Genomic DNA, 15474 nt, shown 5'->3' on the forward strand with positions numbered 1-15474 from the left:
GCGCATTCTTCAGACTGTTGACAAATAAAGCCTCAAGGTAACGAATCGTTCTTCCGATCGCTGTTGTTCCCAGATTTCTTGATTTTTGACCCCTTTAAAGGGGGAAATCTGGGACAGCGTATGCTTCCGAAGCTAGCTTTTCTGCGAAAAGCTTTCAGGCGAACGCTACGCAGCTTATGCTACCGAAGTCGCTTTCTTCCAGAAAGCGTTGACCAGAATCGATTCCGCACCCATCGGCTTTTTCAACAGCCTGATTCACCTATAATATACTTAAAATACTTATCATCTACTTTAACAAGAAAGGGATGGACGTCATCATGAATCATGAGCAATGGAAGGAAGCGATCGCTTCGGGCGCTACGTCGCTCGGCATCGAGTTTGGCTCTACCCGCATCAAGGCGGTGCTGATCGACCGGCGGTTCGCGACGATCGCCTCCGGCAGCTATGACTGGGAGAACCGGCTGAAGGACGGCTACTGGATGTACGAGCAAGCGGACATCATCACGGGCATGCAGACAGCCTACCGCGAGCTGAAGCAGGAGGTCGAACGGACGTACGGCATGACGCTGCAGAACGTGGGAGCGATCGGATTCTCGGGCATGATGCACGGATACATGGCCTTCGACAGCGCAGGTGAGCTGCTGGTGCCGTTCCGGACGTGGCGCAATGCGACAACCGGTGCCGCCGCCAAGGAGCTGACGGAGCTGTTCCAGTTCAACATCCCGGAGCGTTGGAGCATCGCCCACCTGTATCAGGCGATCCTCGGTGGAGAGGAGCATGTGCCCCGGATCGATTCGATCACGACGCTGGCCGGCTATATCCACCGTGAGCTGACCGGCGAGCGGGCCATCGGCATCGGCGAAGCCTCGGGCATGTTCCCGATCGATGAGGCCACGCGTGGTTACCACCCGGCGATGGTCCGGCAATTCGACGAGCTGATCGCGGACAAGGGTTACTCCTGGAAGCTCGCTTCCGTGCTGCCCAAGATCTATGTGGCGGGCGAGCGAGCAGGGACATTGACCGAGGCGGGCGCCCGCCTGCTGGATCCGTCAGGCGATCTGCAGCCGGGGATTCCGCTCTGCCCTCCGGAGGGCGATGCCGGTACAGGCATGGTCGCGACGAACAGCGTGAAGAAGCGTACCGGCAATATCTCGGTCGGCACGTCCGTCTTTGCGATGATTGTCCTGGACAAGGAACTCTCCCGCGTCTACCCGGAGATCGATATGGTGACGACGCCGGACGGCAGTCCGGTAGCGATGGCGCATGCCAACAACTGCTCCAGCGATATCAATGCCTGGGTCGGGTTGTTCCGCGAATTCGCCGAAGCCATGGGCATCGAAGCGGATAGCGCCAAGCTGTTCAGCGTCCTGTTCAACAAGGCGCTCGAAGCGGACCCGGACGGCGGCGGCTTGCTCAGCTACGGGTACTACTCGGGCGAGAATATTACCGGCATTGATCAGGGACGGCCGCTGTTCGTCCGCTCCCCGGAGAGCAGCTTCAACCTGGCCAACTTCATGCGCACGCATCTGTTCTCGGCGTTCGGGGCGCTCAAGATCGGCATGGACATCCTGACCGAGCAGGAGCGGGTCGTCATTGACAGCATCCTGGCGCACGGCGGTCTGTTCAAGACCCCGGTGGTCGGCCAACGGATCGTCGCTGCGTCGATGAATGTCCCGGTGTCGGTCATGCCGACGGCAGGCGAAGGCGGGGCGTGGGGCATGGCGCTGCTGGCTTCCTTTATGGCGAACAAGGGCCAAGAGGAGCGGCTGGAGGACTTCCTGGAGAACCAGGTGTTCGGCGATGTCGAGAGCGTGGAAGTGGCGCCGGATCCCCGGGACGTGCAAGGCTTCGAAGCGTTTATCGAACGCTACCGCAAAGGACTGGCCATCGAGCAGGCGGCCGTTGATCATTTGATTGAGAACAAGCTGAACTAAATTCCATCGAAATGAGGTTGATCAAAGATGTCAGCAACAGCAGCAAAAAACTTCTGGTTCGTCGTCGGCTCGCAGCATCTGTACGGAGAAGAAGCGCTGGGTGAGGTCAAAGCCAACGCCCAGAAAATCGTTGATAGCCTGAATAATAGCGGTGTACTGCCTTATCCGCTCGTGCTGCAGGATCTGGCTGTCAGCGCAGACAAGATTACCAGCATCATGAAGGAAGTCAACTACCGCGACGAAGTAGCCGGCGTCATCACCTGGATGCATACATTCTCCCCTGCAAAGATGTGGATCCGCGGCACCAAGCTGCTGCAGAAGCCGTTGCTTCATCTGGCGACGCAGTTCAACGAGAGCATCCCTTGGAGCACCATCGATATGGACTTCATGAACCTGAACCAGGCCGCTCATGGGGATCGTGAGTACGGCTTCATCAATGCCCGTCTGAAGAAGCAGAACAAAATCGTCGTCGGCTACTGGGAGCGCGAGAACGTGCAGCGGCAGATCGCCGACTGGATGGACGTCGCGGTCGCTTACAATGAAAGCTTCAACATCAAAGTCGCCCGCTTCGGCGATAACATGCGCAACGTCGGCGTAACCGAAGGCGACAAGGTCGAAGCCCAGATCCAGTTCGGCTGGACGGTGGACTACTTTGGAATCGGCGATCTGGTGCAGTATGTGAATGCAGTCAAGGAAGCAGAGATCGACGACCTGATGGCGGAATACGCAGAACAATACGAATTCGAATATGGCGACAACAGCAAAGAATCGTGGGAAGCCAGCGTACGCGTACAGGCAAGCTACGAGATTGCGATCAAGCGTTTCCTCGACAATGGCGGATACACGGCGTTCACGAGCAACTTTGAGGATCTGCACGGGATGAAGCAGCTGCCGGGTCTGGCCGTGCAGCGGCTGATGGCCCAGGGCTACGGCTTCGCCGGCGAAGGCGACTGGAAGACGGCAGCGCTCGATCGCTTGCTCAAGATCATGAGCCACAACCAGAACACCGGCTTTATGGAGGACTACACCTATGAGCTCGCGGAGGGACAGGAAGCGATCCTGCAGTCCCACATGCTCGAGGTCGATCCGTCCCTGGCAGCCAGCAAGCCGCGGATTATCGTCTCCCCGCTGGGCATCGGCGACCGCGAGGATCCGGCGCGTCTGGTGTTCGACGGCAAGGCGGGCGAGGGCGTCGTCGTCTCGATGGCGGACTTCGGAACGCATTACAAGCTGCTGATTAACGAAGTAACGGCGTTCGAGCCGACCGTACCGGCTCCGAAGCTGCCTGTCGCCCGCGTCATGTGGAAGGTGAAGCCGAACTTCCAGGACGGCGTCAAAGCCTGGATCGAGAATGGCGGCGGCCACCACACCGTGGTCTCCCTGAACCTGACCACCGACCAGATCGTCGCCTATGCGAAGCTGGTTAACCTAGAGTACGTCATTATCAAATAAGCCCATCCAACATGGACCTGCCCGGCACCGACACTTGTCAACGGGGCAGGTCCATATTCGTTACCATTTTGAAAGCGTGCCTCTATAAAATCGCAATCGCATCATCCACTACTACAGAGTTAGGAGAGATAGATATGGCTATAATCGTTATTAATTCCGGACGCCCATACACCCAGATCAACAAAAACATCTATGGGCATTTTGCAGAGCATCTGGGCAACGGCATCTATAACGGCATCTTCGTGGGCGAGGACAGCCCGATCCCGAATACGCGGGGCATCCGCAACGATGTCGTGGCCGCGCTGCGGCAGATCCAGGTGCCGACGTTGCGCTGGCCGGGCGGCTGCTTCGCCGAATATTACAACTGGAAGGACGGCGTCGGTACCGATCGCAAACGGATGGTCAATGCCGGCTGGGGCGGCGTCGTCGAGGACAACTCCTTCGGTACCCACGAGTTCCTCGACCTGTGCGAGCAGATCGGCTGCGCGCCGTATATCGCCGCCAATGTCGGCTCCGGCACGCCGCGCGAGGCGAGCGAATGGGTGGAGTACATGACCTTCCCCGGAGAGTCGCCGATGGCCGACTGGCGACGGCAGAACGGCCGTGAGGCGCCATGGGATATCGAGTTCATCGGTATCGGCAATGAGAACTGGGGCTGCGGCGGCAACATGCGGCCGGAGTACTACGCCGATGTGTACAAGCAATTCGAGATGTACATCCGCAACTACGGGGAGCGCAAGCTGTTCCGGGTGGCCTGCGGCGCTGACGGCGCCGATTACGAGTGGACCGAGACGCTGATGCGGATGGCGGGCAAGCGGATGGACGGCCTGTCGCTTCACTATTATACGATGCCGGGCTATTACAGCACGGATGAGTACAAGTGGGAGCGTAAGACGCCGGCGGTCGGCTTCGACCAGGACAACTACTACCGCACCTTGCGGCGGGCGCTCTTCATCGACGAGCTGATCATCCGGCACAAGCATATCATGGACAAGTATGACCCCGAGCGCCGCGTGGCGATCATGCTCGACGAGTGGGGCACCTGGCATGAGGCCGAGGCAGGCACCAACCCGGCCTTCCTGTTCCAGCAGAACACGATGCGCGATGCGATCGTCGCGGGCGTGTCGCTGAACATCTTCAATCGTCATAGCGACCGTGTACGGATGGCCAATCTGGCGCAGATGGTCAACGTGCTGCAGGCGGTCATCCTGACCGAAGGCGAGCAGATGGTGCTGACGCCGACGTATCATGTGTTCGAGTTGTACAAAGGTCATCAGGGCGCTACGTTGGTCGAGAGCTACGTCCAGCAGGATCTGACGGGCCCTGAGGAGGCTCTCGTGCCGGGACTGCATATCAGCGCCTCCGAGCGGGAGGACGGGAAGGTTCATGCGACTGTCGTCAACCTGTCGGCCGACGAGCCCCGCGAAGCGCGGATCATGCTGGCGGGCAAAGCGTTTACGAGCGCATCCGTACGCTATATCAGCGGCGACATGAACAGTCATAATGCGTTCGGACAGCCGCCGCAGGTCGAGATCCGCACGATGCCGGATATCGGGGTGCAGGACAGCAGCCTGTCCCTCACGTTGCCGGCTTGCTCCGTAGTGGAGCTCGTGCTCTCGTAAGGCTGAGGGCAAGGGTCCGTTGCGACGGGCAGTCTGGCACGTTCGCCGGCACGCCTAACACCTTCAAGCGGTCACCGGTCGAACCGGGGCATATGCTTGAAGGTGTTTGGTTTGGATGCCGCTATGACGCCCAGCTTCCTCCGGACTCCGCTGGGCTCGGGATTACTCCGGCACGCCCTGCGTCACACCATGCACATACGTCTGCCAAGGCGTATCCAGTGCGCCATTGCCGGGATTGTAGGTGAAGAAGTATTCCACGGTATCACCCTGCTGCAGGTTGTTGACCGGGTACGTATAGTTGCCGCCGCCCGTGGATGTCATCGCCACATTCAGCTGTACGCCGCCATTGACTTTGTAATGCAGGTCGGCAAAGGTGGCGCCGTTGACGTAGAAGAGCAGATTGTCGCCAGTCTTCCTGATGCCGCGCACGCTATCGCCGATGATGACGGTGGTCGGCGGAGCGGGCACGACGGTAATCGTCGACGTCGCGGTGTGGTTGCCGCTGGCCGTGGTCGCCGTGACGGTGGTCGTGCCTGCGGCAAGACCGGTCACGGTGCCGCTGGTGTTCACCGAGGCGATGCTGCTGTTCGCGACAGACCAGTTGACTTGCTTGTTCGTCGCATTGGCCGGGGCTACGGTGGCATTCAACTGCACGGTCTGGCCGACCTGCACTTGGGTGGTTGCCGGGGTCACACTGACGCCGGTTACCGGAACATTGGTGCCGGGATTCTGGCCGCCACCTGTACCTTCCTTGTACACCCGCACGTAGTCCACCTGCATGGTGGCCGGGATGTCGGATGGGTCCGGCGTCCGCCCGCCGTCGAAGTGACCGCCGACCGCCAGGTTCATGATCAGATAGAACGGATGGTCGAACGGAGCATCCGGGTTATTCGGTGCAGCTACAGAGTACCATTGCTCGCGGCTGACCTTGAAGTAGAACTCGCCGTTCACATACCACTTCATATTGTCTTCTTCCCAGATCATCGTGTAGACGTTGAAGTCATCGGCGAACGTCTGCCCTTGCGGGAAGTGATACTCGCCAGCGATGTAGCGGTTTACCGGCCATTGGCCGCCGAAGTGGATCGCCCCGCTGACCGTGCCGGGCAGTCTGCCCTTGGCTTCCATGATATCGATCTCGCCGGATGCGGCCCATGCGCCGTAGGTCGAGTCCTCCGGCAGCATCCAGAGCGCCGGCCAGAGCCCGTCGCCGGTCGGCAGCTTGGCGCGGATATCGACGCGGCCGTACTGCAGGGACAGATGATCCTTGGTGTTGATCTTGCCGGAGGAGTAGGTGGCGTAGCGGTTGGGATCCTGCGGGAAGGACTGATAGTCATGCAGCGCCCGGATGTTCAGCTTGCCGTCCTCGACGAAGACGTTCTGCGTGCTGGTCGTATAGTGCTGCATCTCCGCATTGCCCCAGCCCCACAGGTTGGGATCGTTGCCGATATAATAGCCGGTCTCGTAGTTCCATTTGCTCGTATCGAGCGAGGTGCCGCTGAACTCATCCTGCCAGATGAGATTCCAGCCCGCGATGGCCGGATCGGTCGGCGTGCCGATCTCGACATCGCCCTGATCCGAGACGTCCGGACGCGGCGCGTTGGGGTTGCCGATGAAGCTGTACGTCACATAGTTGCTGCCGACGCTGCCGCCGGACTGGCCGTTCGCCGGATAGCCGATGCGGATCTGCATATCCTCCTGGATCGGCTGGAACCATAGCCCGTAGATGTAATCAGCCCAGTAGCCCCATTGATTGGCATCGGACATGTTGTTGTAGCCGTTGCCGGCATAGACGAAGCCGCTCTGCGCCGAGTTGCTCATATCGACCCATTGGCCATTGATATTGATCTGATAGACGAATTTATCCAGGTCGGTACCGATGGGCGGCGTGCCGCCGATCCGCGGCAGCGGGATGCCGATCGCGCCGCTGGCGTCTGCGCTGTAGGTGGTGCCGTCGTAGGCAGTCAGAGTGTGATTGGTTCTGTTGGGCTGGTTGAAGGTGATCGTGTAGATGACATTCGCCGAGGAGGTCTTGGATTCAAGCTTGACGTTGATGGATTCGGTGACGGTGAACCAGTAGCCGCCGCCGCCTTCGGTGAATTGGCCGAAGTTGCTGTCGTAGACCCAGCCGCTGGCTGCGTTGTTGTCGATATTGATCCAGGTATTGCTGGCGACCGGTTTGACGAACACGTTCAGATCATGCGCTACAGCCGCGTAGGGGATGGTCGGGTTGTTGTTGAAGACCGGATAAGTGAAGCCTGCGCCGCCGGTATAGCCTGCAGTCAGTTGAGGACCCTGGGTTGGCGTCATGGCGGTGATGGTGGTCTGATTGACATTCTGGAAGACAAGCGTGTAGTTAAGGGTGACTCCGGTATTCGCCTTGGAGTAGAGCTGAATCTCGGTGGTCGCGGAGAGGGTGAACCAGTAGCCATAGATGCCGCTGTCGTTCCAATGCCCCCAGTTCTGGTTGTACACGTAGCCGCCGGCGCTGTCGATATCGACCCAGTTGCTGCCGACTTTGACGCGGACACCTACGTCACCCGATACATCGTTCCAAGTCGCTGCGCCGCCATTGAAGACCGGCATGACGAACCCGTAGCTCGCCTGCCCGACCCCGGATTTGGTGATGACGGGGCCATCATTGGCTGAGAAATAACTCATTGCGGTGACGGTGGTTGCCGCCTGTGCGGCCTGAGCCGGGAACAGGCCGATGCCCGTCAGCATCGTGATTACGAGAAACAAATGCCACACCTTTCTGTTGATTCGTTGGTCTACCCAGTATTGTCGCTTCATGCTTGCCCTCCTTTGAATCGTGTGTTGCCGTGCAAGGGGGTTACTCAACTGGACAAGTAACCGCTTACAGGCACAACTTCATTCTATCGGAAGGGCCATTTGCGTGAAAAGAGACAGTATTTTTTGTGATGGCCCACTTTTTTGGGTTAGGCGTCGGCAGGCTGCTTGAGCGTAGAGGAGGCGTTATTTTGTTTAGTGGCTGAAGAGGGGCGTAGTTCTAGTGCAGGCGTTTGGCCGAGCGAATGGGGAGCAGTAGAGCTAGTTTTTAGCACTGGAGGCTATCATAAAGCCGACGAGATGAGCAGCAACGACCCTTTGTACCGCTACAGTGACGAAAGCGCCGACGAGATGAGCAGTAACGACCCTTTGTACCGCTACAGTGACGAAAGCGCCGACGAGATGAGCAGTAACGACCATTTGTGCCGCTACAGCGACGAAAGCGCTGCGGAGATGAGCAGCAACGACCCTTTGTGCCGCTACAGCGACGAAAGCGCTGCGGAGATGAGCAGCAACGACCCTTTGCGCCGCTACAGTGACGAAAGCGCCGACGAGATGAGCAGCAACGACCCTTTGTGCCGCTACAGCGACGAAAGCGCTGCGGAGATGAGCAGCAACGACCCTTTGCGCCGCTACAGTGACGAAAGCGCCGACGAGATGAGCAGTAACGACCCTTTGTGCCGCTACAGCGAAGAAAGCGCTGCGGAGATGAGCAGCAACGACCCTTTGTGCCGCTACAGCGACGAAAGCGACGCGGAGATGAGCAGCAACGACCCTTTGTGCCGCTCCAGTGACGAAAGCGCTGCGGAGATGAGCAGCAACGCCCCTTTGTGCCGCTACAGCGACGAAAGCACCGCCGTGGCGAGCAGCAACGCCCCTTTGTGCCGCTACAGCGACGAAAGCGCCGACGAGATGAGCAGCAACGACCCTTTGTGCCGCTACAGTGACGAAAGCGCCGCCGTGGCGAGCAGCAACGCCCCTTTGTGCCGCTACAGCGACGAAAGCGCTGCGGAGATGAGCAGCAACGCCCCTTTGTGCCGCTACAGTGACAAAAGCGCTGCGGAGATGAGCAGCAACGACCCTTTGTGCCGCTACAGCGACGAAAGCGCCGCCGTGGCGAGCAGCAACGCCCCTTTGTGCCGCTACGCGACGAAAAGGACGGCGTGCTGGCGCGTGCACTCAAGCCCCCGCGTGGAAGAGGACCGGTCAGAACCGGCCCTCATATACCTGCTCTTCCCGCTCGGCCTTTTGCCGCATCAGCTGCCGGTACTCCGTGGGCTGCATGTGCATCACTTCGCGGAACGCCCGGGTGAAGCTCTTGTAGCTCTCGTATCCGACCCTGGAGGCGACCTCGACGACCTTGTAGTCTGTCTCGGCGAGCAGCCGCCGGGCTTTGTCCAGCCGCACGTCGCGCAGGTACTCGGCGAAGCCTTTGCCCACATTTTTCTTGAACAGGTTGGAGAAATAAGCGTAGTTCAGCGACACATGGTTGGACACCATCGCCAGATCGAGCGGCTTGTGGTAGTGCTCGTGGATGAACCGGACCGCTTCGTTCAGGTCATGCGAGTTGCGGTAGCTGCACTTGCAGTCGTAGTACAGCTGGTTGAGCCGCAGCAGCAGCTGCTGCAGCGCCTGGATGTACTCGCGGATGCCCGGATAGTCGAACAGGCTGCGCACGGCATCGATAGCCAGCTCCTCCTCCCCGAGATAGGGACGGATCACCCGCTCGTACTCCTCCACCAGCTGTACGGTGGCGCGGCAGAGCTGCAAGGTGTAGCGGATCGGATAGCGCTGCAGCACCTGCTTCTGAAATAACGCCGCCAGTCCTTGAATGATAGCGCCGCTGTGCTTGGTCCCCATCTGCTGGAACAGGCCGTAGAGCTCCTCGTAAGGCAGCTCCCACTGCGTCTCCAGCCGTTCGATATGAGCGGGCAGGAGACAGCGCTTCTCCGGGAACAGATAGCTGTGACGGTACAGCTCCTGGCCCTGCACATAGGCGGCGGGAAGCTGATTCAGGCCGTGGTGCGGCCCGGTCATGACCGTGATGGCGTCGATCTGGGCGGCCTGGAGTGCCGCCGACAGCGCGCCAGGGTCGGCAGCGGCATCGACGGCCAGGATCAAGTAGGGGCTATGCTGCAGACAGATGCAGCCTTCCCGGCCGAAGATCCGCTGTGCGATCGATTCGACCTGCATAGCGCTGCCCGTGCCGGACTGGCCAACCGGCCGCTCCTCCCGCAGCAGGCAGAGCCGGTACTGCGCCCACAGCAGCGGATACTGCTGCGCGGTCCGCTCCAGCCTTGCTTCATCGATGGCGGCACCCTGCATATACAGGCGCAGCTCCTTGCGGTCGGTCTCGCGGGCCAGCCGGGAAGCCTGCTCCAGATCGTCCGAGAGCGCCTGTCCGCTCCGGATCTCCTGCCAGACATGCTCGACGGCAGCCTGCAGCTCCTCCCGTTTGACGGGCTTCAGCAGATAGCCCTTGGCCCGCAGGCCGATCGCCTTCTGCGCGTAAGCGAAGTCGCTGTATCCGCTGATGATGAGGAACTCGGTACGGAGCTGGCTCTCCCGCGCCTTCTCTATGAGCGTCAGCCCATCCATATCGGGCATGCGGATATCCGTGATGACCAGCCCGATACTGTGCCGGCCCAGCAGCTCCAGCGCTTCCACCCCGTTGCTGGCGCTATAGATGTCGCCCAGCTCCAACGGGAACTGGCGCAGCATCGTCTGCAGGCCGTCGCGGATCGGCTTCTGGTCGTCTACGATCAGAACATGGATCATCTTTACCACCCTCCAAGGTTTGCATCGTGCCAGGGCAGCCGGAGCGTGACGCACGTATACTCGCCCTGCACGCTGTCGATCCACAGGCCGCACTCCTCACCGTAATGCAGCTGCAGCCGCTTGTGGACATTTTCCAGCCCCAGGCCGTTCTTGCTCGTATCGATCGGCGTGTCGGAGTCGCCCCCCAGCACGGCCTGCAGCTTCGCCAGCATCTCCGGCTCGACGCCCGCCCCGTCATCGCGGATCTCAACTAACAGCTGCTGCTCATCCGTCACCCGCACATGCATCCGGATATGAACGCGGCCTCCGGGCGGCGCCCCATGATGCACGGCATTTTCCACGATCGGCTGCATGCACATCTTCGGGATGGGATAGCGCAGCACTTCCGAAGGGAGATCGGCCGTCAGCAGGATCTGGCCGCCCTCCATGAAGTTGATGAACTGGATATAGCTGCGGATATTGGCGAGCTCCTCGCTGAGGGCCACCGTGTCGCTGCGCCACTGCATGCTGTACCGCAGCTGCGAGCCCAGCGCCACCAGCGCTTCGGCGATCGCAGGCTGCCGCTGCACCTCCGCGAGCATCCGGATCGACTCCAGCGCATTGTAGAGGAAGTGCGAGTTGATCTGCGAGTGCAGCGAGTGGAGCTGCGCATTTTTGGCGACCAATTGCTTATCCACCACCTGCGTCATGAGCTGCTTGATCTCGTCCAGCATGTTGTTGTAGCTGACCGCCACCTCATCGATCTCGTCGCCACTCTCGCGGGGAGCCAAGCCAGTCTCGATCTTGGCATCCAGATTGCCTTTGCGGACCTGCCGCATCGAGATCAGGACACGGTCCAGCCGGCCGAAGATGCGCCGCGTCGTGAACGACACGAGCAGCAGGATCAGCAGCATGACGCCCAGTGTGATCGCCACCACCAGCGTATACCAGCTGCGCGGTCCTTTCATCAGCGCCTGATGAGAGGCGATATCGACGACATAGGCCTCCAGCGGGGCGATATAGCGGTACAGCGCGTAGTAGGTGTGATCGCCGACGCGGACCTGGACGGGGCGCTCCTGCTCGAGCGCATCGAGGCGGCTGTGCACTCCGGCGAGGATGTCGGCCAGTGTCCCATCGGCGTCCCGGGCGAACGCATGCCGGGGGTTATACACGGCCCGGGACGGATCGCCGGCATCCATCACCACGGAGAAAAAATCGCCGCTCTCCTCCGCCAGCATATCTCCGAAGATCACGCTGTGCTGCGCCCGCACCTCCATGATGGTGGGCAGCCGCTGCTGGCCCTGCAGCCGCACGAGACGGTAATATGCCAGCGTCTGGCCGCCGTCCCGGAACGCGAACAACCGGTATGCGCCGCCGCCTTCCTCACGCAGCCTCTGCCAGTAGTCCCTTGGCGTGAACCGGTCGTAATGGTAGATTTCGGGCCAGATCTCGTGCAGCTGGGGGTTGTCGACATAGAAGCTGATCTCGCTGATCAGCTCATGGCTCTGGATCATATTGTGCATCTGCTCATATTGATTTTGCCGGAACCGCACCAGACGGAGGCCGTCGATGCGCATATTGGAGTGGATGAAGTCCACAAATGATTTTTGCGTCAGCGCAGTGGAGGAAGCGTTCTCAAGGGCGTCCAGACGATTTCGCAGCTGCTCATTGAGCCGGGAGACGTGGCTGCTGCCATCGGCCATCGCATCCTTGTACAGCTGGGTCTCCTGCGTCCGGATAAAGAGGAGGGAGACCAGCACGGCCGGGATGGCGATCGCCAGACTGAAGGCCAGAAACAGTTTTTGCGAAATACGCAGCTTGCGGTAGATCTTCCCCATCTTGCCCAGCAGTGCCCTCATCCCCGTACCCTCCCTATCTCTTTGTAATATACCATATATTACAAGAGTCCACGGCAAGATCTGTTCCCTGCACCGGAAAAGGGAAGAGGGCTGTCCCCTGAGCCATCGGTTGATGAGGGAAGCCCCTTCTTTCCCTAGCTGCTACTACTCGGCCATCTTGGCCTTGCGCGCATCCAGCTCGGCCTGGCGGTGGGCCATGACCCCCTCGAAGCCATAGCTGGCGCGGCGGTCGAGATAGCTCTCGAAGATACGGTCGAAGGCCGCTTCGTCCTTGGCCGTGATCAGCTCCGGCAGCACTTCCTCCCAGTTCTGCGAGATCCGCGACCAGTCGACCGCGACATCGGAGTCGCCGAGCGGATCGAGGCCTTTGTAGATGGCGCTGTCGATATCGGCCTGGGCGTTGGCGAAGTCCTCCATCTGCTTGATGACCGGCGCCTTCTCCGGCCGCCACTGGTTGACGATGACCGGATTGCGCAGCATCCAGTAGGTGTCCATGATGCCGTATTCCTTCTCGAGCCGTTCGATGTCCGACTCCAGCAGACTGACCATCTCCGGCTTCAGCTGCGGCTGGCCATCCGTCATATCCCAAGTCTCGCCTTCTTTGCCCAGGAACAGATCGCGCTGGCCTTCTTCGCTCGTCAGATAGGTCAGGAAACGGATAGCACGCTCTGGGTGCGGCGTGGATTTGCTGATCATCGTCACCATCCAGCCGTCCATGTTGCCGGGGAACAGCTTGGCGCTGTCGCCCTTGCTGTTCTGCGGTCCGTCTACGGCGATATAGTAGGAGTCCGGGTTGGCGCTGCCGGCCAGCATCGGGTTGATCGCCGCCATGCCGTTCCATTCCCGGACCATCATGAAGTAGCGGGCGTTGTTCGTCTTCTCCTCCACCTGCGTATCCGAATCGACGAGGAAGTCGACATTGATCAGGCCCCGCTCGTAAGCGGTGCGGAACGTCTTCAGCCAAGCGATATAGTCGGGATCCGTCATCCGGTCGTACACCTGGCCATCCTTCTCATGCGGGATCGCCAGCAGATTCTGCAGATACTCCGTCATGCCGTAAGGGACGTTGCCCTGAGCGAAGAACGGGCTCATCGGCTGGCCCTTGTACGTGGCGTACTCATCCTTGAGCAGCTGCAGCGCGTTCAGGAAGCCTTCCGGCGTACTGAGGTCGGGCCGGCCCATGTCCTCGTACAGATCCTTGCGCACCAGGAACGTCTGGTTGGCGGCGGTCATGCCCGTCTCGTGCATCAGGTTGGGGCTGTAGGAGTCGTTGGGGATGCCGTACGTGTTGCCGTTCTCCTGCCGGTACCACTTCAGCGTGCCGTCGCCCGCGACTTGGTAGAAGTAAGGGTCATACTGGTCGGCCAGCTCATTCAGGGCATACACGTGGTCGCCCTCCCACAGCTTGGTGACAGCCGTCTCCCACGAACCTAGGGAGATCAGGTCCGGCAGCTTGCCTGAGGTCATCATCAGTGTGATCTGTTCATTTGGCTCCCCGGAAGGCACCTCCAGCTTGACGTTGACGCCCGTCTTTTCCGTTACATATTTGGAGGCCAGGCTCTCTCCCCAGGAGTGGGCGTACCACGAGGCGCCGACGAACCAGGTCAGATCGACCGGACTCGTGTCCAGCTGCCATGCAGGCTCGTCGGGGTTCAGCGTGACCGCGGCATCATCCGGCTGCTGTGCGGTGTCCGTGGGCTGCGGCGCGGGTGCTGGCTCGTTGTTGCCGTTGTTGGTGCAGGCGGCCAGGCCGAGCGCGAGCGCGCCCGCGAGTACGACCGTCAGGCCTTGTTTGATCAGGGTTTGATTCATAGCGTGTTCATCCTCTCGAAGATTCGTAATGGTTCGTTCATGACTTGCGCGTGGCCTCCCCGTGTTGATGTGCACTTATGACGCGTTTCCCCGTCCACTTGCGGACCCAGGAGCACCTATTTGACACAATCATCAGTTAGCGGGGGACGAAATGGACACACCATCCGCTATTTAGCAGTATAGAGGTCCAAATCAGACTCTCTGGCTCAGATAGCGGATCGTCTGTCCGTTGTCAGCGATAAATGGCTCTAAATGCTAGAATAGCGCCTGTTGTGTCCGCAGGCAGAGGGCGAGGCGCGGTGAGGACGCCTTGTACGCGGCGTCTCCAAGCGCTCCTGTCGCTCATCCTTTAATCGCCCCAATCATAACACCCTTCACAAGGAAGCGCTGGATGAACGGGTATACCATCAAGATCGGCAGCGTCGCCACCACCATAGAGGCGAATTTGATCGAGTTGCCGGGCAGCCGGGCGCCGAATTGTGCCATCGCCTGCTGCTGCATGAAGGACATCGAGTTCTCCGCGATGATCTTGTAGAGCATCGTCTGCATCGGCAGGATCTCCTGCGAGCGGATATAGATGACGCCCATGTAGTAGTCGTTCCAGTGATAGACGGCGGAGAACAGCCCGATCGTGGCCAGCACAGCCATGCTGTTGGGCATGACGATGCGGAACAGCACCCCGTAATCCGAAGCGCCGTCGACCTTGGCCGATTCCTCCAGACTCTCGGGGATGGTGCGGAAGAAGCTCATGAAGATGACCATGTTGAAGAACGTATACATCGACGGGATGATGAATACCCAGAAGCTGTCGTACAGCCCCAGCTTGGTCATGAGCAGGAACGTCGGGATCAGGCCGCCTGAGAATAACATCGTAATCAGGGCGATCTTCATATAGATCTTGCGGCCGATCAGCTTGTGCTTGCTGATGCCGTAAGCGACGATGGCGGTGAACAGCACATGGGCCACGGTGCCGATGACTGTCCGCAGCGTCGTGATGAGGAAGCCGTTCATCAGGCTTTTGTCATTGAACACGACACTGAAGCTGGCCAGCGACCATGCTTTGGGGAACCAGTTGACTGTGCCGAGCATCGCCTGCTCCGGCGCATTGAGCGAGTTGATGAAGACGAACCACATCGGATAAAGCGTGATGAAGCACACGCCCAGCATAAGCAGCGTATTGAAGAACTCGAACGCGCCGAACCGCCGGATGCCGCGTTTCATAGCGCGCACCTCCTTTCTTAAATGTCGCTT

9 protein-coding genes are annotated in these 15474 nt (G+C 59.8%); 3 read left to right on the forward strand and 6 right to left on the reverse strand.

Going from position 1 to position 15474, the window contains the following annotated elements; all coding sequences use genetic code 11:
* Positions 1–317 precede the first annotated feature (317 nt).
* From ABC336_RS15620 to ABC336_RS15630, 3 genes are all read left to right on the forward strand, one after another.
* On the forward strand, positions 318–1934 hold the full coding sequence (locus ABC336_RS15620) for a xylulokinase (RefSeq protein WP_413239507.1): 1617 nt from the start codon (positions 318–320) through the stop codon (positions 1932–1934).
* Positions 1935–1961: 27 nt separating this feature from the next.
* Positions 1962–3386, forward strand: a complete 1425-nt coding sequence (gene araA / locus ABC336_RS15625; RefSeq protein ID WP_413239508.1) for an L-arabinose isomerase — start codon at positions 1962–1964, stop codon at positions 3384–3386.
* Positions 3387–3520: 134 nt separating this feature from the next.
* The gene (locus ABC336_RS15630; RefSeq protein WP_413239509.1) at positions 3521–5008 is read left to right on the forward strand and encodes an alpha-N-arabinofuranosidase; all 1488 of its coding nucleotides are present in this window, start codon (positions 3521–3523) and stop codon (positions 5006–5008) included.
* A 162-nt stretch (positions 5009–5170) separates the two neighbouring features.
* Here the strand turns inward: ABC336_RS15630 and ABC336_RS15635 are convergent, their stop codons facing one another.
* The 6 genes from ABC336_RS15635 to ABC336_RS15660 form a co-directional block, all read right to left on the reverse strand.
* Positions 5171–7798 carry a family 16 glycosylhydrolase gene (locus ABC336_RS15635; protein ID WP_413239510.1) on the reverse strand — a complete coding sequence of 876 codons (2628 nt, stop codon included), beginning with the start codon at positions 7796–7798 and terminating at the stop codon, positions 5171–5173.
* A gap of 258 nt (positions 7799–8056) precedes the next feature.
* Entirely contained in the window at positions 8057–8974 is a 918-nt protein-coding gene (locus ABC336_RS15640) for a hypothetical protein (protein WP_413239511.1), read from the reverse strand.
* Between the two features lie 27 nt (positions 8975–9001).
* The gene (locus ABC336_RS15645) at positions 9002–10573 is read right to left on the reverse strand and encodes a response regulator transcription factor (RefSeq protein WP_413239512.1); all 1572 of its coding nucleotides are present in this window, start codon (positions 10571–10573) and stop codon (positions 9002–9004) included.
* Between the two features lie 2 nt (positions 10574–10575).
* Entirely contained in the window at positions 10576–12411 is a 1836-nt protein-coding gene (locus tag ABC336_RS15650; RefSeq protein WP_413239513.1) for a sensor histidine kinase, read from the reverse strand.
* A gap of 144 nt (positions 12412–12555) precedes the next feature.
* Positions 12556–14223, reverse strand: a complete 1668-nt coding sequence (locus ABC336_RS15655) for an extracellular solute-binding protein (protein ID WP_413239514.1) — start codon at positions 14221–14223, stop codon at positions 12556–12558.
* A 342-nt stretch (positions 14224–14565) separates the two neighbouring features.
* On the reverse strand, positions 14566–15444 hold the full coding sequence (locus ABC336_RS15660) for a carbohydrate ABC transporter permease (protein WP_413239515.1): 879 nt from the start codon (positions 15442–15444) through the stop codon (positions 14566–14568).
* Positions 15445–15474 lie beyond the last annotated feature (30 nt).

The sequence above is a fragment of the Paenibacillus jepli genome (assembly GCF_047238105.1).
Classification (GTDB): domain Bacteria; phylum Bacillota; class Bacilli; order Paenibacillales; family Paenibacillaceae; genus Paenibacillus_D.